Genomic DNA, 19,886 nt, shown 5'->3' with positions numbered 1-19,886 from the left:
GGTATTCAGAACCGGTCGTGGTGGGAGGAGGTCGGCGACTGGTTCGTCGACAACTGGGACACCATCGTGGCGGTGTGCAAGGTCGTCGTCGCGGTGGTCGGCATCGTCGCGATGATCATCGGCGGGCCGATCCTGGGCGCGATCGTGCTGATCGCCGCCGCCGTCGTCCTCGCCGACACGCTCTACAAGTACTCCAAAGGGCAGGCGTCCCTATGGGACGTCGGGTTCGCGGCGCTTGATTGCATACCCGGCTTGAAGGGCCTGACCACCCTCGGCGGACTTGCCAAGGGCCTCAAGGCCTTCGGTAAGGGCGGCCTCAAGGCCATGGCGAAGGGGTTCGGGAAGGGCCTGCGGCGAGAGGCCGACGACGCGGCGGCGAAGGCCAAGCCGTCCAAGGGGCGGTGCAAGAATGGCGATCCGATCGACATGGTCTCGGGCGAGATGCTCATGGAGGAGACCGATGTCGAGCTGTCTGGGTTGCTCCCGCTGGTACTTCGCCGTACCCATCTGTCCACGTACCAGTGGGGCCGCTTCTTCGGACCTTCGTGGGCTTCCACGCTGGACGAACGCCTTGAACTGGACGACGAAGGGGCTGTTTTCGCCACCGAGGACGGCATGCTTCTCTTTTACCCAGTGCCGCGACCGGGCACCTCGGTCATGCCGCTGGAGGGACCACGCTGGCCGCTGGACTGGGACGGTGCGCCGGGCGCTCCCCTTCGCATCACCGACCCCGCCACGGGCCTCACCCGCCATTTCGCGCCGGGAACGAACGTGGTCGCAGTGGATGAGGCCTTCACCCTGCCCCTGGCCGCGATCACCGACTCCAATGGCTTCCGCATTGACTTCGACCGCGCTGCTGACGGCACGCCCGTAGCAGTGCGTGACTCCGGCGGTCGACACGTGCACGTCGACACCGCGGAAGGACGTGTCGTCCGGCTTCGTCTGCGCAACCCCGAGGACGGCCCGGACGGCACTATTCTCAGGACGTTCGGCTATGACCCCGAGAGCAACCTGACCGAGATCTACAACTCCAGCGGATTGCCGCGGAAGCTCACGTATGACGATCGTGCCCGCGTCACGTCGTGGACCGACCGCAACGGCTACTGGTATCGCTTCACCTACGACACACTGGACCGCTGCACAAGCGGTGAAGGCGCCGAGGGCAGGCTGTCCTGCACCATCGCGTACGACAGCGAGGTGCGCGAAACGCGCTACACGGACGCGCTCGGCAACACGACGACCTACCTTCACAACGAGCTGGGGCAGCTCATCGCCGAGAGTGATCCTCTCGGTCACACCACGTATTCCGAATGGGACCGTTACGGAAGGCTGCTGTCCCGCACCGACGAACTGGGCAACACCACCCGGTTCACCCTGGGCGAGCACGGCCAGCCGGTTCGGCTGGACCGGCCGGACGGGACCAGCGTCGAGGTGGAGTACAGCGACGATGTCCTGCCCGTCTCAGTCACGGATGCCGATGGAGCACGCTGGGAGTGCACCTATGACGGCCGGGGCAACCTGCTCACCAGCACTGATCCGATCGGGGCGGTGAGCGCGTACGCGTACGACGAACGCGGTCACCGGATCGCGCAGACCGACGCGCTCGGTAACACGTTCCGCTTCGAAACCGACGAGTCCGGGCTGCCCGTTCGGGTCGTGGACCCGCGCGGCAGCGTCGTCACCTTGCGCAGGAACGCCTTCGGTCGCGTCGTGCGGTCAAACGACCCGGTCGGCGGCACAGTCCGCCAGGGCTGGGACCCGGAGGGCCGGCTCCTGTGGCGGGAGCGGGCAGAGGGCGGCCGGGAGACGTGGTCGTACGACGCGGAAGGCAACCTCACCGTGCACTGCGACGCGGGCGGGTTCACCACCACGTTCGAGTACGGCGGGTTCGACCTGCCCAGTTCCCGGACCGACCCGGACGGCACCCGTTACCGCTTCGCTCACGACGCCGAATTGCGGCTCGTCGGCGTTATCAATCCGCGGGGCGACGAATGGAGCTACCGCTACGACGAGGCGAGCCGCCTCATCGGCGAAACGGACTTCAACGGCCGCTCACTCGGCTACGTCCACGACGCCACAGGTCGCCAGATCGAGCGGACGAACGGCACAGGCCAGAAGGTGCGCCTGACCCGCGACGCCGCCGGCCGGGTGGTGACGTCGCGCACGGACGACGGTGCCGTTACGGCACTGCGCTACGACGTGGCAGGTCGGTTGATCGAGGCGGCGAACCTCGGTGGCAGGGTCGCTTACGGCTACGACGCGGTGGGCAGGATCGTCGGGGAGACGGTCGACGGCCGGACTGTCACCAGTGAGTACGACCCGCTGGGCCGACGGGTGCGGCGGACCACACCGAGTGGCGCCACATCACACTGGGCTTACGATGCCGCGGGTCTGCCCACGTCGCTCGTCACTGCGGGCGGCGAGCTGACTTTCACCCACGACGCGGCCGGCCGGGAGATCGCTCGGGACCTCGCCGGTGCCGCGATGCTGACGCAGACCTGGGACGCCGGTCACCGCCTTGTCGAGCAGGTCATTCGATCCGGGACAGCGGGCGATGCCGGACACCCTGGTGCGACCGTGCAGCAAGCCCGGTCCTACACCTACCGCGGGGACGGCCATGTCACCTCGATCACCGACCGGCTGGGCGCGACCCGCAGGTTCGGCCTCGACCGCGCGGGCCGTGTCACCCAGGTGTCGGCCGAGACCTGGACCGAGTCCTACGCCTACGACGAACTCGGCAACCTTGCCCGCGCCGCCCATCCCGCCTCCGGGGCAGAGGACGCGCAGGGTCCGGTGGAGCACTCCGGAACGAGAGTAACGGCGGCGGGCCGTGCCACGTACGAGCATGACGACCAGGGGCGCGTGCTCCGCGTGATCCGGCGTACTCTGTCCGGCCTGCGGCGGATCTGGACGTACGTCTGGGATGCGGATGACCGGCTCACCGAGGCTGTGACGCCCGACAGCGGTGTGTGGCGGTACCGCTACGACGTACTCGGCCGGCGGACGGCCAAGTGGCGCGTGGCAGAGGACGGTTCGGTCGCCGAGGAAGTCCTCTTCACCTGGGACTGTGCCAATCTCGCCGAGCAGCAGACGCACCGCGACGGCCTGGTCGAGACCGACACCTGGGACTGGGAACCGGGCACCCACAGGGCGGCCGCCCAGGTGCGAAGGAGGTGGCGCACCGACGCCCCCGACACGATCGACAGACAGTTCTACGCGATTGTCACCGACCTGGTCGGCACCCCCAGCGAACTCGTCGGCGAGGACGGTGTGATCGCCTGGCGGGCGGCCACCACTCTGTGGGGAAGACCTCTCGCCGGCGATGAGGGCGGCCTGTGCCCGTTGGCTTTCCCGGGCCAGTACCGCGACGCGGAAACCGGCCTGCACTACAACCTGGCCCGCTACTACGACCCGGACACGGCGAGCTACCTCAGCCCCGACCCTCTCGGCCTGGTCCCCGGTCCGAACCACCACGCATATGTCGACAACCCCCTTCGCTGGAGCGACCCGCTCGGTCTCGAGGGCGACAGCACCGAGCCCGTCCGTGTCTACGACGACTCGTCGTACAGCAAGCACGGCTCGGGAAGCAGTTCGTCGGCCAAGGGCGAGGTCAGCCGTGCGCCGTCCAACGGTCAGGCCGCGCTGGACCGGTCCATCGACATGGACCCGAACAACCCGAGCGTCACTCGCCGCCTCGGTGTGGATCACGCGAACAACGAGATCGTGGTCCTGGACCGGCACCGGGCGATCACCGACAACGAAGGCAATATCATCAAGGAGATCTACCACGGTCACGTGCAGTCCTCGTACCCGTCGAAGAGCATCACACAGGGCGATCTGACCAAGCTGAAGAAGGCAGGAATGATCGACAATGTCAAGAAGCAGCGGGTGCTGCCGCCCCCGTGTGACGGGTGAGGAAGAAGGTCGGCTGTGTCGTCCGAGTGGGAGTGGGGTAGCGGCGAAGGCCTGCTGGGTCTCGATGACCCCGGAGAGTGGGATGCCGCGTTCGAGCGTGGCGCATCGCATCTCGGTACGGCGGTCATCGGGCTGGCGTTCCAGTGTTCACTGGAGGAAGCGTCGCCACGAATCGTCAGGGCCATGCGGCTGCCGGACCAGGAGCAGCGGGGGTATGCCTTCACCGCAGCGGGTCACGCGGCCCGGCTCCATGAGCAACTGACCCCGGAGCTGTACGCCGCCCTGCGTGCCGAAAGGCCGGGCGGCTTGGCCGAGCAGCCCATCAGGGACGCGCTGACATTCGTGCCGTTCCCCAGGCTGCCGCCCTGGCTCAAGTGGCGGTGGGTACTGATGACCATGCGGGACAAGCTGCAGGGCTGGTGGCTGCGGGCCGAGGATGCCGGCACCGATGCCTGGCGGGCCCTGCGCGGACGCAGGTAGCCGAGAGCTGGCCGGCGGATACGAACGCTCGGCAGCCAGACGGTTTGACCTACATCACCCCCGGGGTATTCTCCTCGGCTCGATTGGCGCCCGCCCTGCCCCATATGGCAGACTGTCCGAGTTGCTCGGTCGAGTGTTGATGCTGCGCGCCTCCCGCCGGGGGGACCGGAAGCGAGTCCCACAGTACTCGTCGCCCCAACTGCCATACGGCAGCGCTGAGGCGGACGTACGGGAATCTTCCGGGAAGTGTCTGCGCGGCACCGGCCAGGCACCCGGTGGGCCCGCGTCGGTCAATTGACGCAGTCGCCCCCGGCTCGCGGTTCCGGAAGGGCCGTGTGCAATCCCGCAGGGATGTTCGAACCATGGGACATCCTTGTCAGCGGGAGCGCGACACGCCCGACCGCGTGGGTCGGAGAACGGATAGTACGGAACACCGGGTTCCAGAGCGTTACGAGAGACAGGACTACTGAGTAGCCATGGCGGGACAGAAGATCCGCATCCGGCTCAAGGCCTACGACCACGAGGTCATCGACTCCTCGGCGAAGAAGATCGTCGAGACGGTGACTCGCACTGGTGCGTCGGTCGCGGGCCCGGTGCCGCTGCCCACTGAGAAGAACGTGTACTGCGTCATCAAGTCGCCGCACAAGTACAAGGACTCGCGCGAGCACTTCGAGATGCGCACGCACAAGCGCCTGATCGACATTCTCGACCCGACCCCCAAGACCGTTGACTCTCTGATGCGACTCGACCTCCCGGCCGGTGTCGACATCGAGATCAAGCTCTGAAGGCCGGTGATCTGAGAATGGCTAAGCAGATCAAGGGCATCCTGGGCGAGAAGCTCGGCATGACGCAGGTGTGGGACGCGAACAACCGTGTTGTTCCGGTCACCGTCGTCAAGGCCGGCCCCAATGTCGTCACCCAGGTCCGCACGAACGACGTCGACGGCTACGAGTCCGTCCAGATCGCGTTCGGCGAGATCGACCCGCGCAAGGTGAACAAGCCCCTCAAGGGCCACTTCGCCAAGGCCGACGTCACTCCCCGCCGCCACCTCGTCGAGATCCGTACCGCTGACGCCAGCGAGTACACCCTCGGCCAGGAGATCACCGCTGAGGTGTTCGAGGCCGGCCTCAAGGTCGACGTGACCGGCAAGAGCAAGGGCAAGGGCTTCGCCGGTGTCATGAAGCGTCACAACTTCAAGGGCCTCGGCGCCGGACACGGCACCCAGCGCAAGCACCGCTCGCCCGGTTCCATCGGTGGCTGCGCCACCCCGGGCCGCGTGTTCAAGGGCCTCCGCATGGCGGGTCGCATGGGCAACGAGCGTGTCACCACCCAGAACCTGACCGTCCACGCCGTTGACGCGGAGAAGGGTCTGCTGCTCATCAAGGGCGCGGTTCCCGGTCCGAACGGCGGCCTCGTCCTGGTCCGCACTGCGGCCAAGGGGGCCTGAGGTACCGATGAGCACTGTTGACATCCTTTCGCCTGCAGGCGAGAAGACCGGAAGCGTCGAGCTCCCCGCGGAGATCTTCGGCGTGGAGAAGATCAGCATCCCGCTGATCCACCAGGTCGTCGTCGCGCAGAACGCCGCTGCCCGCCAGGGCACGCACAAGACCAAGCGTCGCGGTGAAGTCCGTGGTGGCGGTAAGAAGCCTTACCGCCAGAAGGGCACCGGCCGCGCGCGCCAGGGTTCGACCCGCGCGCCGCAGTTCGCCGGCGGTGGCGTCGTCCACGGCCCGCAGCCGCGTGACTACTCGCAGCGGACCCCGAAGAAGATGAAGGCTGCCGCTCTGCGTCACGCCCTCACCGACCGGGCCCGCCACAACCGCATCCACGTCGTCTCCGGCGTCATCGAGGGTGAGAACCCGTCGACGAAGGCCGCCAGGACGCTGTTCGGCAAGATCTCGGAGCGCAAGAACCTGCTCCTGGTCGTCGACCGCGCCGATGAGGCCGCGTGGCTGTCCGCCCGCAACCTGCCCCAGGTCCACATCCTGGAGCCGGGCCAGCTGAACACGTACGACGTTCTCGTCTCGGACGACGTGGTCTTCACCCAGACCGCCTTCGAGTCCTTCGTGTCCGGCCCGAAGGCCAATGACACCGAAGGGAGCGAGGCCTGATGGCTATCCGTCACCCCGCCATTGCCTCGAAGGCCGCGAAGAAGGCCAAGGAGGCGCGCGTCAAGAAGGCGCGTCGCCACGCCACCGAGGGCAAGAACACCGTCGAGACCCCGCTGAGCAAGTCCTTCACGGACCCCCGTGACGTGCTGCTCAAGCCGGTTGTCTCGGAGAAGAGCTACGCGCTCCTCGACGAGGGCAAGTACACGTTCGTCGTTGCCCCGAGCGCCAACAAGACCCAGATCAAGCAGGCCGTCCAGGCGGTCTTCTCGGTCAAGGTCACCGGGGTCAACACGATCAACCGCCAGGGCAAGCGCAAGCGCACCAAGACCGGTTTCGGTCAGCGTGCCGGCACCAAGCGCGCGATCGTGACCCTTGCCGAGGGCGACCGTATCGACATCTTCGGCGGTCCGACCGCCTGAGGGCGGTCCGGATCGTCCGATATCGGACGAGGACTGAGAAATGGGAATCCGCAAGTACAAGCCGACTACGCCGGGCCGTCGCGGCTCCAGCGTCGCCGACTTCGTCGAGGTCACGCGGTCCACGCCGGAGAAGTCGTTGGTCCGCCCCCTGCACAGCAAGGGTGGCCGTAACAACTCCGGTCGTGTGACCGTCCGCCACCAGGGCGGTGGCCACAAGCGCGCCTACCGCGTGATCGACTTCCGTCGTCACGACAAGGACGGCGTGCCGGCGAAGGTCGCGCACATCGAGTACGACCCCAACCGCACCGCGCGCATCGCGCTCCTGCACTACGCGGACGGCGAGAAGCGCTACATTCTCGCGCCGCGTGGCCTGAGCCAGGGCGACCGCGTCGAGAACGGTCCCGGGGCCGACATCAAGCCGGGCAGCAACCTTGCCCTGCGCAACATCCCGGTCGGTACCACGCTGCACGCCATCGAGCTGCGTCCGGGCGGCGGTGCGAAGTTCGCCCGCTCCGCCGGCGCCTCGGTGCAGCTGCTCGCGAAGGAGGGCTCGATGGCCCACCTCCGCATGCCGTCCGGTGAGATCCGCCTGGTCGACCAGCGCTGCCGCGCCACGGTCGGCGAGGTGGGCAACGCCGAGCAGAGCAACATCAACTGGGGTAAGGCGGGCCGTAAGCGCTGGCTGGGCGTTCGCCCGACCGTGCGTGGTGTGGTCATGAACCCGGTGGACCACCCGCACGGTGGTGGCGAAGGCCGTACCTCGGGTGGTCGTCACCCGGTGTCCCCTTGGGGCAAGAAGGAAGGCCGTACTCGTTCGCCCAAGAAGGCGTCGAACAAGTACATCGTCCGCCGCCGCAAGACGAACAAGAAGCGCTAAGGACGGGTTGAGATGCCTCGTAGCTTGAAGAAGGGGCCCTTCGTCGACGACCACCTGATCAAGAAGGTGGACGCTCAGAACGAAGCCGGCAGCAAGAACGTCATCAAGACCTGGTCCCGTCGCTCCATGATCGTGCCGGCCATGCTCGGCCACACGCTCGCGGTGCACAACGGCAAGACCCACATTCCGGTGTTTGTCACCGAGTCGATGGTCGGCCACAAGCTCGGCGAGTTCTCGCCGACGCGCACCTTCCGGGGTCACGTCAAGGACGACCGGAAGTCGAAGCGCCGCTAGCAGCGGGGTGGAATGACCATGACAGACACTGGAAGGACAACCATGGACGCCAGGGCCCAGGCGCGGTACATCCGCGTCACGCCCATGAAGGCCCGCCGAGTGGTGGACCTCATCCGTGGCCTCAACGCCACGGAGGCTCAGGCGGTCCTGCGTTTCGCCCCGCAGGCCGCGAGCGTGCCGGTCGGCAAGGTGCTGGACAGCGCCATTGCCAACGCCGCGCACAACTACGACCACACCGATGTCGACAGCCTCTTCATCTCTGAGGCCTACGTCGACGAGGGCCCGACCCTGAAGCGGTTCCGTCCGCGTGCCCAGGGCCGTGCCTACCGGATCCGCAAGCGGACCAGCCACATCACCGTGGTCGTCAGCAGCAAGGAAGGAACCCGGTAATGGGCCAGAAGGTAAACCCGCACGGGTTCCGGCTCGGTGTCACGACCGACTTCAAGTCGCGTTGGTACGCCGACAAGCTGTACAAGGACTACGTCAAGGAAGACGTCGCCATCCGTCGGATGATGACGTCCGGCATGGAGCGCGCCGGCATCTCGAAGGTGGAGATCGAGCGCACCCGTGACCGTGTGCGTGTGGACATCCACACCGCGCGTCCGGGCATCGTCATCGGCCGCCGTGGCGCCGAGGCCGACCGCATCCGCGGTGACCTCGAGAAGCTCACGGGCAAGCAGGTCCAGCTGAACATCCTCGAGGTCAAGAGCCCCGAGACGGACGCTCAGCTGGTTGCCCAGGCCGTCGCCGAGCAGCTCTCCTCCCGCGTCTCCTTCCGTCGCGCCATGCGCAAGAGCATGCAGGGCACGATGAAGGCCGGCGCCAAGGGCATCAAGATCCAGTGCGGTGGCCGCCTCGGTGGCGCCGAGATGTCCCGCTCGGAGTTCTACCGCGAGGGCCGTGTGCCCCTGCACACGCTCCGCGCGAACGTGGACTACGGCTTCTTCGAGGCCAAGACGACCTTCGGCCGCATCGGTGTGAAGGTCTGGATCTACAAGGGCGACGTCAAGAACATCGCCGAGGTCCGCGCCGAGAACGCTGCTGCCCGTGCGGGTAACCGCCCGGCCCGCGGCGGTGCCGACCGCCCGGCCCGTGGTGGCCGCGGTGGCGAGCGGCGCGGTCGCAAGCCGCAGCAGGCCGCTGGTGCCGAGGCCCCCAAGGCCGAGGCTCCCGCGTCCGCCGCTCCGGCTGAGAGCACCGGAACGGAGGCCTGACCGACATGCTGATCCCCCGTAGGGTCAAGCACCGCAAGCAGCACCACCCCAAGCGCAACGGCATGTCCAAGGGTGGCACGCAGGTTGCGTTCGGCGAGTACGGCATTCAGGCCATGACCCCGGCGTACGTGACGAACCGGCAGATCGAGGCAGCTCGTATCGCCATGACTCGTCACATCAAGCGTGGCGGCAAGGTCTGGATCAACATCTACCCGGACCGTCCCCTCACCAAGAAGCCTGCCGAGACCCGCATGGGTTCCGGTAAGGGTTCTCCGGAGTGGTGGATCGCCAACGTCAAGCCCGGACGCGTGATGTTCGAGCTGTCGTACCCCAACGAGAAGATCGCGCGCGAGGCCCTGACCCGTGCGGCCCACAAGCTGCCGATGAAGTGCAAGATCGTCAAGCGCGAGGCAGGTGAAGCGTGATGTCGGCCGGTACCAAGGCGTCCGAGCTGCGCGAACTGGGCAACGAGGAGCTGCTGAACAAGCTCCGCGAGGCCAAGGAAGAGCTGTTCAACCTCCGCTTCCAGGCGGCGACGGGCCAGCTCGAGAACCACGGCCGGCTGAAGGCCGTCCGTAAGGACATCGCGCGGATCTACACCCTGATGCGTGAGCGCGAGCTGGGCATCGAGACGGTGGAGAGCGCCTGATGAGTGAGAGCAACGTGACTGAGCAGACTGCAGAGGCCCGCGGCTTCCGCAAGACCCGCGAGGGTCTCGTCGTCAGCGACAAGATGGACAAGACCGTCGTCGTCGCCGTCGAGGACCGCGTCAAGCACGCGCTGTACGGCAAGGTCATCCGCCGTACCAACAAGCTCAAGGCGCACGACGAGCAGAACGCCGCGGGTGTCGGCGACCGTGTCCTCCTCATGGAGACCCGGCCGCTGTCCGCGACGAAGCGCTGGCGCGTCGTCGAGATCCTCGAGAAGGCCAAGTAATCCCTCCTAGGGGGACCCCCTAGGAATCGTTCCGCCAGGCTCGGCAGGGGCCGACCTCGCAAGAGGAAAGCCCCTGTCGGGAACCGGCAGACAACCAGGAGATAGACGTGATCCAGCAGGAGTCGCGACTGCGTGTCGCCGACAACACGGGTGCGAAGGAAATCCTCTGCATCCGTGTGCTCGGTGGCTCCGGTCGCCGCTACGCGGGTATCGGTGACGTCATCGTCGCCACCGTCAAGGACGCGATCCCCGGCGGCAACGTGAAGAAGGGTGACGTCATCAAGGCGGTCATCGTTCGCACCGTCAAGGAGCGCCGCCGTCCGGACGGCTCGTACATCCGCTTCGACGAGAACGCCGCTGTCATTCTGAAGAACGACGGCGACCCTCGTGGCACCCGTATCTTCGGCCCGGTCGGCCGTGAGCTGCGCGAGAAGAAGTTCATGAAGATCATCTCCCTCGCGCCGGAGGTGCTGTGAGCATGAAGATCAAGAAGGGCGACCTGGTTCAGGTCATCACCGGTAAGGACAAGGGCAAGCAGGGCAAGGTCATTGCCGCTTTCCCGCGCGACGAGCGCGTCCTGGTCGAGGGTGTCAACCGGGTCAAGAAGCACACCAAGGCCGGTCCGACGGCTCGCGGTTCGCAGGCCGGCGGCATCGTCACCACCGAGGCGCCGATCCACGTCTCCAACGTCCAGCTGGTCGTGGAGAAGGACGGCAACAAGGTCGTGACCCGCGTCGGTTACCGCTTCGACGACGAAGGCAACAAGATCCGCGTTGCCAAGCGGACGGGTGAGGACATCTGATGACGACCACCACCAGCCCGCGTCTGAAGCAGAAGTACCGTGAGGAGATCACGGGCAAGCTGCGTGACGAGTTCAAGTACGAGAACGTCATGCAGATCCCCGGTCTCGTCAAGATCGTGGTCAACATGGGTGTGGGCGACGCCGCCCGCGACTCCAAGCTGATCGAGGGTGCCATCAAGGACCTCACCACGATCACCGGTCAGAAGCCGGCCGTCACCAAGGCCCGCAAGTCCATCGCGCAGTTCAAGCTGCGTGAGGGCCAGCCGATCGGTGCCCACGTCACGCTCCGTGGCGACCGCATGTGGGAGTTCCTGGACCGCACCCTGTCGCTCGCGCTGCCGCGCATCCGCGACTTCCGCGGCCTGTCCCCCAAGCAGTTCGACGGCCGTGGCAACTACACCTTCGGTCTCACGGAGCAGGTCATGTTCCACGAGATCGACCAGGACAAGATCGACCGCACCCGGGGTATGGACATCACCGTGGTGACCACGGCGACCAACGACGCTGAGGGCCGCGCGCTCCTTCGTCACCTCGGCTTCCCCTTCAAGGAGGCGTGAGCGAGATGGCGAAGAAGGCTCTGATCGCTAAGGCTGCTCGCAAGCCGAAGTTCGGTGTGCGTGGCTACACCCGCTGCCAGCGTTGTGGCCGCCCGCACTCCGTGTACCGCAAGTTCGGCCTGTGCCGCGTGTGCCTTCGTGAGATGGCTCACCGTGGCGAGCTGCCGGGCGTGACCAAGAGCTCCTGGTAATCCCCCTTTTAGGGATTAGCAGGGCTCTCGGTAAGCAATGGGCGTGTCAGGCGCCCTCCCCTTCATGGCTTAGGCTTGGAGGGTTGGGCGCCTGACAGTCGCCCGTACGACTTACTACGCCGTAGGTCCACCGCGCCGCACCCGTCCCGTCTCGGATCGGGGAGAGGGATGGCGCACCAGGAAACCCCGGCGAGAGAGGCCGAAGGCCAATTCATGACCATGACTGATCCGATCGCAGACATGCTGACGCGTCTGCGGAACGCGAACTCGGCATACCACGACTCCGTGACGATGCCGGCGTCGAAGATCAAGTCGCACATCGCGGAGATCCTCCAGCAGGAGGGCTTCATCACGGGCTGGAAGGTCGAGGACGCCGAGGTCGGCAAGAACCTCGTCCTGGAGCTGAAGTTCGGCCCCAACCGTGAGCGCTCCATCGCGGGCATCAAGCGGATCTCCAAGCCCGGTCTCCGGGTGTACGCGAAGTCCACCAACCTGCCGAAGGTTCTGGGCGGCCTGGGCGTGGCCATCATCTCCACGTCCCACGGTCTCCTGACCGGCCAGCAGGCGCAGAAGAAGGGCGTGGGTGGGGAAGTCCTCGCCTACGTCTGGTAGTTCGGGAACGGAGGAGAGACAAAATGTCGCGTATCGGCAAGCTCCCCATCCCGGTTCCCGCCGGCGTGGACGTCACCATCGACGGCCGTACGGTCGCGGTCAAGGGCCCCAAGGGCGCACTGACCCACACCGTTATCGCGCCGATCGACATCGCCAAGGCCGAGGACGGCACCCTCCAGGTGCTCCGGCCCAACGACGAGCGGCAGAGCAAGGCCCTGCACGGCCTGTCCCGCACGCTGGTGGCGAACATGATCACCGGTGTGACCCAGGGATACGTCAAGAAGCTCGAAATCAGCGGTGTCGGTTACCGCGTCCAGGCCAAGGGCTCCAACCTGGAGTTCTCCCTGGGCTACAGCCACCCGATCCTGGTCGAGGCCCCCGAGGGCATCACCTTCAAGGTGGAGTCCCCGACTCGTTTCTCGGTCGAGGGCATCGACAAGCAGAAGGTCGGCGAGGTTGCGGCCAACATCCGCAAGCTGCGCAGGCCCGACCCGTACAAGGCCAAGGGCGTCAAGTACGAGGGCGAAGTCATCCGCCGCAAGGTCGGAAAGGCGGGTAAGTAAGCCATGGCATACGGACAGAAGATCCTTAAGGGCGACGCCTACAAGCGCGCCGCGATCAAGCGCCGCCACATCCGGATCCGTAAGCACATCAACGGAACGGCGGAGCGTCCGCGTCTGGTCGTTACCCGCTCGAACCGCCACATCGTGGCCCAGGTGATCGACGACATCAAGGGTCACACCCTTGCGTCGGCGTCCACCCTGGACACCTCGATCCGCGGTGGCGAGGCCGACAAGTCCGCGCAGGCCAAGCAGGTCGGCGCCCTGGTCGCCGAGCGCGCCAAGGCTGCCGGTGTCGAGGCCGTCGTGTTCGACCGTGGTGGTAACCAGTACGCGGGGCGCATCGCCGCCCTGGCGGACGCCGCCCGCGAGGCCGGACTCAAGTTCTGAGTCCTGGTTCCGTAGCTAGCGGAGACAGAGAGAGGTAATTCCAATGGCTGGACCCCAGCGCCGCGGTGGCGGTGCCGGTGGCGGCGAGCGGCGGGACCGGAAGGGCCGTGACGGCGGCGCAGCTGCCGCCGAGAAGACCGCGTACGTTGAGCGCGTTGTCGCGATCAACCGCGTCGCCAAGGTTGTGAAGGGTGGTCGTCGCTTCAGCTTCACCGCGCTGGTCGTGGTGGGCGACGGTGACGGCACCGTGGGTGTCGGTTACGGCAAGGCCAAGGAGGTGCCGGCCGCCATCGCCAAGGGTGTTGAGGAGGCCAAGAAGCACTTCTTCAAGGTCCCCCGTATCCAGGGCACCATCCCGCACCCCATCCAGGGTGAGAAGGCTGCCGGCGTCGTTCTGCTCAAGCCCGCGTCGCCCGGTACCGGTGTTATCGCCGGTGGCCCGGTGCGTGCCGTGCTCGAGTGCGCCGGTATCCACGACGTGCTGTCGAAGTCGCTCGGCTCCGACAACGCGATCAACATCGTGCACGCGACCGTGGAGGCCCTCCGGGGCCTGCAGCGTCCCGAGGAGATCGCGGCCCGCCGTGGTCTGCCCCTCGAGGACGTCGCCCCCGCGGCTCTTCTCCGTGCGCGTGCCGGGGCGGGTGCGTAATCATGGCGCAGCTCAAGATTACGCAGGTCAAGTCCTACATCGGCAGCAAGCAGAACCACCGTGACACCCTGCGTTCCCTTGGTCTCAAGGGCATCAACACGCAGGTCGTCAAGGAGGACCGCCCCGAGTTCCGCGGCATGGTGCACACCGTCCGCCACCTCGTGTCGGTCGAGGAGGTCGACTGATCATGGCGGAGAACAACCCGCTCAAGATCCACAACCTCCGTCCCGCCCCGGGCGCCAAGACCGCCAAGACCCGTGTCGGTCGTGGTGAGGCGTCGAAGGGTAAGACGGCCGGTCGTGGTACCAAGGGCACGAAGGCCCGCTACCAGGTTCCGGAGCGCTTCGAGGGTGGCCAGATGCCCCTCCACATGCGTCTTCCGAAGCTGAAGGGCTTCAAGAACCCGTTCAAGACGGAGTTCCAGGTCGTGAACCTGGACAAGCTCGCCGCCCTCTACCCCGAGGGTGGGGAGGTCACCGTTGCCGACCTGGTCGACAAGGGTGCCGTCCGCAAGAACAGCCTCGTCAAGGTCCTCGGCCAGGGCGAGCTCTCCGTGGCGCTGCAGGTGACGGTCGACGCCGTCTCCGGCTCCGCCAAGGAGAAGATCACCGCCGCCGGCGGTACCGTCACCGAGCTCGTCTGAACACCACAGGCGTCTTGATGACCTGAGCGATCCCGACCGGGGATACCCCACATATGGGGTATCCCCGGTTGGTCGTTCCTAGGGCGGCAGTCGCGCCGGTAAGGTGGCCTGCACTGCCCTCTTTTCACAGGGTGCTTCACTTCGGGCACTCTGAGCGGCAGTTGGTCGTTACCTATGTCGTTGTTCCCATTGGACTCTCAAGACCGTCACCCTTGACGCAGTTGCGCGGGGGTCGCAGGAGGCACCGTGCTCACCGCGTTCGCCCGGGCGTTCAAGACGCCCGACCTGCGCAAGAAGCTGCTCTTCACGCTCGCCATCATCGTGGTCTACCGGGTCGGTACACACATCCCGATCCCAGGTGTCGATTACCGGAACGTCCAGACGTGTATCGATAACGCCCAGGCCAACCAGGGTCTCTTCGGTCTGGTCAATATGTTCAGTGGCGGTGCGCTGCTGCAGATCACCATCTTCGCGCTGGGCATCATGCCGTACATCACGGCGAGCATCATCCTCCAGCTGCTGACTGTGGTGATCCCCCGCCTGGAAGCCCTGAAGAAGGAGGGCCAGGCCGGTACGGCGAAGATCACGCAGTACACGCGTTATCTGACGATCGCCCTCGCGATTCTCCAGGGCACTGGCCTCGTCGCCACCGCCCGCAGCGGCGCCCTGTTCCAGGGCTGCCCGGTGGCCAGTCAGATCGTCCCGGACCAGTCGATCTTCGTCACCATCACCATGGTCATCACGATGACCGCCGGCACCGCGGCCGTGATGTGGCTCGGTGAGCTCATCACCGACCGCGGCATCGGCAACGGCATGTCGATCCTGATGTTCATCTCGATCGCCGCCACCTTCCCGTCCGCCCTGTGGGCCATCAAGAAGCAGGGCTCCCTGGCCGGCGGCTGGATCGAGTTCGGCACCGTCATCCTCGTCGGCCTGGTCATGGTCGGCCTGGTCGTCTTCGTCGAGCAGGCCCAGCGCCGTATCCCGGTGCAGTACGCGAAGCGCATGATCGGCCGCCGCTCCTACGGCGGTACGTCCACGTACATCCCGCTCAAGGTGAACCAGGCGGGTGTGATCCCCGTCATCTTCGCCTCGTCGCTGCTCTACATCCCGGCCTTGATCGCCCAGTTCGCCGGTGGAAAGTCGGAGTGGAAGACCTGGATCGAGCAACACTTCGTCAAGGGCGACCACCCGTACTACATCATTACGTACTTCCTGCTGATCGTTTTCTTCGCGTTCTTCTACGTGGCGATCTCCTTCAACCCCGAGGAAGTCGCCGACAACATGAAGAAGTATGGTGGCTTCATCCCGGGCATCCGGGCTGGCCGACCGACCGCTGAGTACCTGAGCTACGTACTCAACCGGATCACCTGGCCGGGTTCGCTGTACCTGGGTCTGATCGCTCTTGTGCCGACGATGGCGTTGGTTGGTTTCGGGGCAAACCAGAACTTCCCGTTCGGCGGGACCAGCATCCTGATCATCGTGGGTGTGGGCCTCGAGACCGTGAAGCAGATCGAGAGCCAGCTCCAGCAGCGCAATTACGAAGGGTTCCTCCGCTGATGCGTATCGTCCTCGTCGGGCCGCCGGGTGCCGGTAAGGGAACGCAGGCCGCGTTCCTGGCCAAGAACCTGTCGATCCCGCACATCTCCACGGGCGACCTGTTCCGGGCCAACATCAGCCGGCAGACGGAACTCGGCAAACTGGCGAAGTCCTACATGGACGCGGGCAACCTGGTGCCCGACGAGGTCACCATCGCCATGGCGAAGGACCGCATGGAGCAGCCGGACGCCGAGAACGGTTTCCTGCTGGACGGCTTCCCCCGCAACGTCTCGCAGGCCGAGGCGCTCGACGAGCTGCTCGAGACCGAGAGCATGCAGCTCGACGCGGTGCTGGACCTGGAGGTCCCCGAGGACGAGGTCGTCAAGCGGATCGCCGGTCGGCGTATCTGCCGCAACGACTCCTCGCACGTCTTCCACGTGACGTACAAGCAGCCGGCCAAGGAGGGCGTCTGCGACGTCTGCGGCGGCGAGCTGTACCAGCGGGACGACGACTCCGAGGAGACCGTCCGGACGCGGCTGGAGGTCTACCACACGCAGACCGAGCCGATCATCGACTACTACAAGGCCCAGGGCCTGGTGGTCACGATCTCCGCGCTCGGCAAGGTGGAGGACGTCACGACGCGCGCCATGGAGGCGCTGAAGCGTGGCGAGGGCGACAAGTAGTCGTTCGTACGCAGCTACGGCCGCGGTTCCCCTCGGGGAGCCGCGGCTGCTGCGTGGGGCGGGGTCGCTCGCGCGGCCCCTTATCGTTGAAGACGTTCATTCACTCTCCGGTCCAGAAAGGCCGTAGTCCCCATGGTGCAGATCAAGACCTCCGAGCAGATCGCCAAGATGCGCGAGGCGGGCCTGGTCGTCGCCGCCATCCACGCGGCGACCCGTGAAGCCGCCGTGCCGGGGGCCACGACGAAGGATCTGGACCAGGTCGCCCGCAAGGTGCTCGCCGAGCACAACGCCAAGCCGAACTTCCTCGGCTACGGCGGCTTCCCGGCGACGATCTGCACGTCCGTGAACGAGGTCGTCGTCCACGGCATCCCGTCCGACGACGTCGTCCTCAAGGACGGGGACGTCATCTCCATCGACTGCGGCGCGATCATCGACGGCTGGCACGGCGACGCCGCCTACACGGCCTTCGTGGGCTCCGGCCACGCCCCGGAGCTGGTCGAGCTCTCCCGGGTGACGGAGGAGTCGATGTGGGCCGGCATCGCTGCCATGAAGCAGGGCAACCGGCTGGTCGACGTCTCCCGGGCCATCGAGACGTACATCCGCCGCCAGCCCAAGCTGGGCGGCGGGCGCTACGGGATCATCGAGGACTACGGCGGCCACGGCATCGGCACCGAGATGCACATGGACCCGCACCTGTTGAACTACGTCGAGCGGCGGCGCGGCAAGGGCCCGAAGCTGGTGCCGGGGTTCTGCCTCGCCATCGAGCCGATGGTCTCCCTGGGCACCCCGAAGACGGAGGTCCTCCAGGACGACTGGACGGTCATCACCACCGACGGCACCTGGTCCTCGCACTGGGAGCACTCGGTCGCCCTGACCGAGGAAGGCCCGCTGGTGCTCACGTCTCCCGACGGGGGTAAGGCGAAGCTGGCGGAGCTCGGCATTGTCGCTGCTCCGGATCCGCTGGGCTGAGCGCCTTCCGGGGTGGGTTGGTCCGGACCGTCGGCGGCTGCGGGGGCGTGGGGGTTCCTCGCGCAGTTCCCCGCGCCCCTTGGGTGCGCATAATGACCTTCCTGCTGGGGCAGACTTCCCCGATTCGTCTTTCCGGGTGCCCTGACGTAGACTGACTCGTCGGCTCTGGTGCACCCGCATGCCTGCATGCGCTCGCTCGGAGTCGATCAAGGTAGTCGATTCGAAGGGCGAAGCGTGGCCAAGAAGCAAGGTGCCATCGAGATCGAGGGCACTGTCGTCGAGTCTCTTCCGAACGCCATGTTCAAGGTCGAGCTCCAGAACGGCCACCAGGTCCTGGCACACATCAGCGGCAAGATGCGCATGCACTACATCCGCATCCTCCCTGACGACCGGGTCGTGGTGGAGTTGTCTCCGTACGACCTGACCCGTGGCCGGATCGTCTACCGCTACAAGTAGATCTTGCCCCGCATCTCGCTTCGGCGAGGTGGTGGCACTGACCCGGAGAACCTCACTAATGAAGGTCAAGCCGAGCGTCAAGAAGATCTGCGACAAGTGCAGGGTGATCCGCCGTCACGGCCGGGTCATGATCATCTGCGACAACCCGCGCCACAAGCAGCGCCAGGGCTGATCGACAGCGGATCGCACCCTCTGCATCCATCGCAGGGATTCGCGCGACGCGAGCTGAATATGTTCATACGCAGGACCCGGGTGGACGATGTTCGCCTGACACCTCTGGTTCGGAGGCCGGGGACCCAGTTCGTACCTCATACGGCGGCTGGGAGTCGGTTCTGTGGAAGACCTCCGACAAGTAACTGGAGCCATTGAATGGCACGCGTTTCCGGTGTCGACATCCCGCGCGAAAAGCGCGTGGAGGTCGCCCTCACCTACGTGTTCGGCATCGGCCGGACCCTCGCGCAGCAGACGCTGGCCGCCACCGGCGTCGACCCGAACACCCGCGTTCGCGACCTCTCCGAGGAGCAGCTCGTCGCGATCCGCGAGTTCGTGGACAACAACATCAGGACCGAGGGTGACCTCCGTCGTGAGATCCAGGCCGACATCCGCCGCAAGGTCGAGATCGGCTGCTACCAGGGTCTGCGTCACCGCCGCGGCCTGCCCGTCCGCGGTCAGCGCACCAGCACCAACGCCCGCACCCGCAAGGGCCCGCGTCGCGCCATCGCCGGCAAGAAGAAGCCGGGCAAGAAGTAGTCCGCAGCGGACGCCTGTCCACGGTCTTCGCTGTAGGACCGACCACCTCCCGTAGGAGTTAAGAGATGCCCCCCAAGGGACGTCAGGGCGCTGCCAAGAAGGTGCGCCGCAAGGAAAAGAAGAACGTCGCTCACGGCCACGCGCACATCAAGAGCACGTTCAACAACACGATCGTCTCGATCACGGACCCGTCCGGCAACGTGATCTCCTGGGCCTCCGCCGGCCATGTCGGCTTCAAGGGCTCGCGCAAGTCCACGCCGTTCGCCGCGCAGATGGCCGCCGAGTCGGCTGCCCGTCGCGCCCAGGAGCACGGCATGCGCAAGGTCGACGTCTTCGTCAAGGGCCCGGGCTCCGGTCGTGAGACCGCGATCCGCTCCCTGCAGGCGACCGGCCTCGAGGTCGGCTCCATCCAGGACGTCACGCCGACCCCGCACAACGGCTGCCGTCCGCCCAAGCGCCGTCGCGTCTGATCTTGGACGCAGGCCGCTTGGTCTGAGGTTTTCGGGCGGTACGACCCCTTCGGGTTGTATCGCCCGTACCCTTGCACGTAGCACATCAGGCTCCGCCTGGTGAATCAGGGCGTCAAATAGCGGTCGCCCCTGACAGAAGGATCGCAACATGCTGATTGCTCAGCGTCCCTCGTTGACCGAAGAGGTCGTCGACGAGTTCCGCTCCCGGTTCGTGATCGAGCCGCTGGAGCCGGGCTTCGGATACACCCTCGGCAACTCCCTCCGCCGGACTCTCCTGTCCTCGATCCCGGGTGCGGCGGTCACGTCCATCCGTATCGACGGTGTCCTGCACGAGTTCACCACCGTGCCGGGCGTCAAGGAGGACGTCAC

General features: G+C 66.2%; 30 protein-coding genes and 1 pseudogene. All 31 read left to right on the top strand.

All coding sequences use genetic code 11. The annotated features are described in order from the left end of the window. Positions 1-3,915, top strand: a 3,915-nt coding sequence (locus tag ACFTZL_RS20850) for an RHS repeat-associated core domain-containing protein (RefSeq protein ID WP_382584725.1), incomplete at its 5' end; no start/stop codon positions are given. A gap of 183 nt (positions 3,916-4,098) precedes the next feature. After that, entirely contained in the window at positions 4,099-4,395 is a 297-nt protein-coding gene (locus ACFTZL_RS20845; protein ID WP_382584722.1) for a hypothetical protein, read from the top strand. Between the two features lie 476 nt (positions 4,396-4,871). Beyond that, the gene (gene rpsJ, locus ACFTZL_RS20840) at positions 4,872-5,180 is read left to right on the top strand and encodes a 30S ribosomal protein S10 (protein ID WP_003948644.1); all 309 of its coding nucleotides are present in this window, start codon (positions 4,872-4,874) and stop codon (positions 5,178-5,180) included. Positions 5,181-5,197: 17 nt separating this feature from the next. Further along, positions 5,198-5,842 (top strand): 50S ribosomal protein L3, encoded by a 645-nt coding sequence (rplC, locus tag ACFTZL_RS20835; protein ID WP_030839681.1) that lies wholly within the window; start codon positions 5,198-5,200, stop codon positions 5,840-5,842. A gap of 7 nt (positions 5,843-5,849) precedes the next feature. After that, the gene (rplD, locus tag ACFTZL_RS20830; protein WP_382584719.1) at positions 5,850-6,506 is read left to right on the top strand and encodes a 50S ribosomal protein L4; all 657 of its coding nucleotides are present in this window, start codon (positions 5,850-5,852) and stop codon (positions 6,504-6,506) included. Further along, the gene (gene rplW / locus ACFTZL_RS20825) at positions 6,506-6,925 is read left to right on the top strand and encodes a 50S ribosomal protein L23 (RefSeq protein ID WP_382584716.1); all 420 of its coding nucleotides are present in this window, start codon (positions 6,506-6,508) and stop codon (positions 6,923-6,925) included. The genes rplD and rplW overlap by 1 nt, the downstream gene beginning before the upstream one ends. 40 nt (positions 6,926-6,965) lie before the next feature. Then, entirely contained in the window at positions 6,966-7,802 is an 837-nt protein-coding gene (gene rplB, locus ACFTZL_RS20820; RefSeq protein ID WP_382584713.1) for a 50S ribosomal protein L2, read from the top strand. Between the two features lie 12 nt (positions 7,803-7,814). Next, positions 7,815-8,096 (top strand): 30S ribosomal protein S19, encoded by a 282-nt coding sequence (gene rpsS / locus ACFTZL_RS20815; protein ID WP_057607913.1) that lies wholly within the window; start codon positions 7,815-7,817, stop codon positions 8,094-8,096. 42 nt (positions 8,097-8,138) lie between these two features. Continuing rightward, a complete protein-coding gene (gene rplV / locus ACFTZL_RS20810) occupies positions 8,139-8,486 on the top strand; it encodes a 50S ribosomal protein L22 (RefSeq protein ID WP_184591450.1) in 348 nt (115 codons plus the stop codon). Beyond that, positions 8,486-9,310 (top strand): 30S ribosomal protein S3, encoded by an 825-nt coding sequence (gene rpsC / locus ACFTZL_RS20805; protein WP_184591448.1) that lies wholly within the window; start codon positions 8,486-8,488, stop codon positions 9,308-9,310. Before rplV ends, rpsC begins: the two co-directional genes overlap by 1 nt. A 5-nt stretch (positions 9,311-9,315) precedes the next feature. After that, positions 9,316-9,735 (top strand): 50S ribosomal protein L16, encoded by a 420-nt coding sequence (gene rplP, locus ACFTZL_RS20800; RefSeq protein ID WP_382584709.1) that lies wholly within the window; start codon positions 9,316-9,318, stop codon positions 9,733-9,735. Further along, a complete protein-coding gene (gene rpmC, locus ACFTZL_RS20795; RefSeq protein WP_010036720.1) occupies positions 9,735-9,959 on the top strand; it encodes a 50S ribosomal protein L29 in 225 nt (74 codons plus the stop codon). Before rplP ends, rpmC begins: the two co-directional genes overlap by 1 nt. Next, positions 9,959-10,246, top strand: a complete 288-nt coding sequence (rpsQ, locus tag ACFTZL_RS20790; protein WP_003992363.1) for a 30S ribosomal protein S17 — start codon at positions 9,959-9,961, stop codon at positions 10,244-10,246. Before rpmC ends, rpsQ begins: the two co-directional genes overlap by 1 nt. Positions 10,247-10,353: 107 nt before the next feature. Next, complete coding sequence (gene rplN / locus ACFTZL_RS20785; protein WP_003992364.1) at positions 10,354-10,722, top strand: 50S ribosomal protein L14; 369 nt, start codon at positions 10,354-10,356, stop codon at positions 10,720-10,722. Between the two features lie 2 nt (positions 10,723-10,724). Then, positions 10,725-11,048: a 50S ribosomal protein L24 gene (gene rplX, locus ACFTZL_RS20780; RefSeq protein WP_376641110.1), complete on the top strand. Its 324-nt coding sequence runs from the start codon at positions 10,725-10,727 to the stop codon at positions 11,046-11,048. Then, complete coding sequence (gene rplE / locus ACFTZL_RS20775) at positions 11,048-11,605, top strand: 50S ribosomal protein L5 (protein WP_003992366.1); 558 nt, start codon at positions 11,048-11,050, stop codon at positions 11,603-11,605. The genes rplX and rplE overlap by 1 nt, the downstream gene beginning before the upstream one ends. Positions 11,606-11,610: 5 nt before the next feature. Continuing rightward, on the top strand, positions 11,611-11,796 hold the full coding sequence (locus tag ACFTZL_RS20770; RefSeq protein ID WP_003948630.1) for a type Z 30S ribosomal protein S14: 186 nt from the start codon (positions 11,611-11,613) through the stop codon (positions 11,794-11,796). Between the two features lie 213 nt (positions 11,797-12,009). After that, the gene (gene rpsH / locus ACFTZL_RS20765; RefSeq protein WP_104789270.1) at positions 12,010-12,408 is read left to right on the top strand and encodes a 30S ribosomal protein S8; all 399 of its coding nucleotides are present in this window, start codon (positions 12,010-12,012) and stop codon (positions 12,406-12,408) included. 23 nt (positions 12,409-12,431) lie between these two features. Next, entirely contained in the window at positions 12,432-12,971 is a 540-nt protein-coding gene (rplF, locus tag ACFTZL_RS20760; RefSeq protein WP_382584705.1) for a 50S ribosomal protein L6, read from the top strand. Positions 12,972-12,974: 3 nt separating this feature from the next. Then, positions 12,975-13,358: a 50S ribosomal protein L18 gene (rplR, locus tag ACFTZL_RS20755; RefSeq protein WP_382584702.1), complete on the top strand. Its 384-nt coding sequence runs from the start codon at positions 12,975-12,977 to the stop codon at positions 13,356-13,358. 43 nt (positions 13,359-13,401) lie between these two features. After that, the gene (gene rpsE / locus ACFTZL_RS20750; RefSeq protein WP_164332815.1) at positions 13,402-14,007 is read left to right on the top strand and encodes a 30S ribosomal protein S5; all 606 of its coding nucleotides are present in this window, start codon (positions 13,402-13,404) and stop codon (positions 14,005-14,007) included. A 2-nt stretch (positions 14,008-14,009) separates the two neighbouring features. After that, positions 14,010-14,192: a 50S ribosomal protein L30 gene (gene rpmD / locus ACFTZL_RS20745; RefSeq protein WP_006140898.1), complete on the top strand. Its 183-nt coding sequence runs from the start codon at positions 14,010-14,012 to the stop codon at positions 14,190-14,192. A 2-nt stretch (positions 14,193-14,194) separates the two neighbouring features. Then, complete coding sequence (gene rplO / locus ACFTZL_RS20740) at positions 14,195-14,650, top strand: 50S ribosomal protein L15 (protein ID WP_382584699.1); 456 nt, start codon at positions 14,195-14,197, stop codon at positions 14,648-14,650. Between the two features lie 246 nt (positions 14,651-14,896). Then, positions 14,897-16,210, top strand: coding sequence for a preprotein translocase subunit SecY (secY, locus tag ACFTZL_RS20735; RefSeq protein WP_382489369.1), 1,314 nt, complete (start codon positions 14,897-14,899; stop codon positions 16,208-16,210). Beyond that, complete coding sequence (locus ACFTZL_RS20730; RefSeq protein ID WP_142160575.1) at positions 16,210-16,872, top strand: adenylate kinase; 663 nt, start codon at positions 16,210-16,212, stop codon at positions 16,870-16,872. Before secY ends, ACFTZL_RS20730 begins: the two co-directional genes overlap by 1 nt. Before the next feature lie 132 nt (positions 16,873-17,004). Beyond that, positions 17,005-17,841, top strand: a complete 837-nt coding sequence (gene map, locus ACFTZL_RS20725) for a type I methionyl aminopeptidase (RefSeq protein WP_382584695.1) — start codon at positions 17,005-17,007, stop codon at positions 17,839-17,841. A gap of 234 nt (positions 17,842-18,075) precedes the next feature. Continuing rightward, entirely contained in the window at positions 18,076-18,297 is a 222-nt protein-coding gene (infA, locus tag ACFTZL_RS20720) for a translation initiation factor IF-1 (RefSeq protein WP_003948620.1), read from the top strand. Positions 18,298-18,355: 58 nt separating this feature from the next. Next, the gene (gene rpmJ / locus ACFTZL_RS20715) at positions 18,356-18,469 is read left to right on the top strand and encodes a 50S ribosomal protein L36 (RefSeq protein WP_003948619.1); all 114 of its coding nucleotides are present in this window, start codon (positions 18,356-18,358) and stop codon (positions 18,467-18,469) included. Positions 18,470-18,666: 197 nt separating this feature from the next. Then, positions 18,667-19,047 carry a 30S ribosomal protein S13 gene (gene rpsM / locus ACFTZL_RS20710; protein WP_189728755.1) on the top strand — a complete coding sequence of 127 codons (381 nt, stop codon included), beginning with the start codon at positions 18,667-18,669 and terminating at the stop codon, positions 19,045-19,047. A 65-nt stretch (positions 19,048-19,112) separates the two neighbouring features. Continuing rightward, the gene (gene rpsK / locus ACFTZL_RS20705) at positions 19,113-19,517 is read left to right on the top strand and encodes a 30S ribosomal protein S11 (RefSeq protein WP_003956432.1); all 405 of its coding nucleotides are present in this window, start codon (positions 19,113-19,115) and stop codon (positions 19,515-19,517) included. 148 nt (positions 19,518-19,665) lie between these two features. Further along, positions 19,666-19,886, top strand: a pseudogene (locus ACFTZL_RS20700) (DNA-directed RNA polymerase subunit alpha); the annotation flags it as partial.

It is taken from the genome of Streptomyces sp. NPDC056948 (assembly GCF_042674225.1).
In the GTDB taxonomy this organism is placed as follows: Bacteria; Actinomycetota; Actinomycetes; order Streptomycetales; family Streptomycetaceae; genus Streptomyces; species Streptomyces purpurascens.
This window is presented reverse-complemented; position numbering and strand designations above follow the sequence as displayed.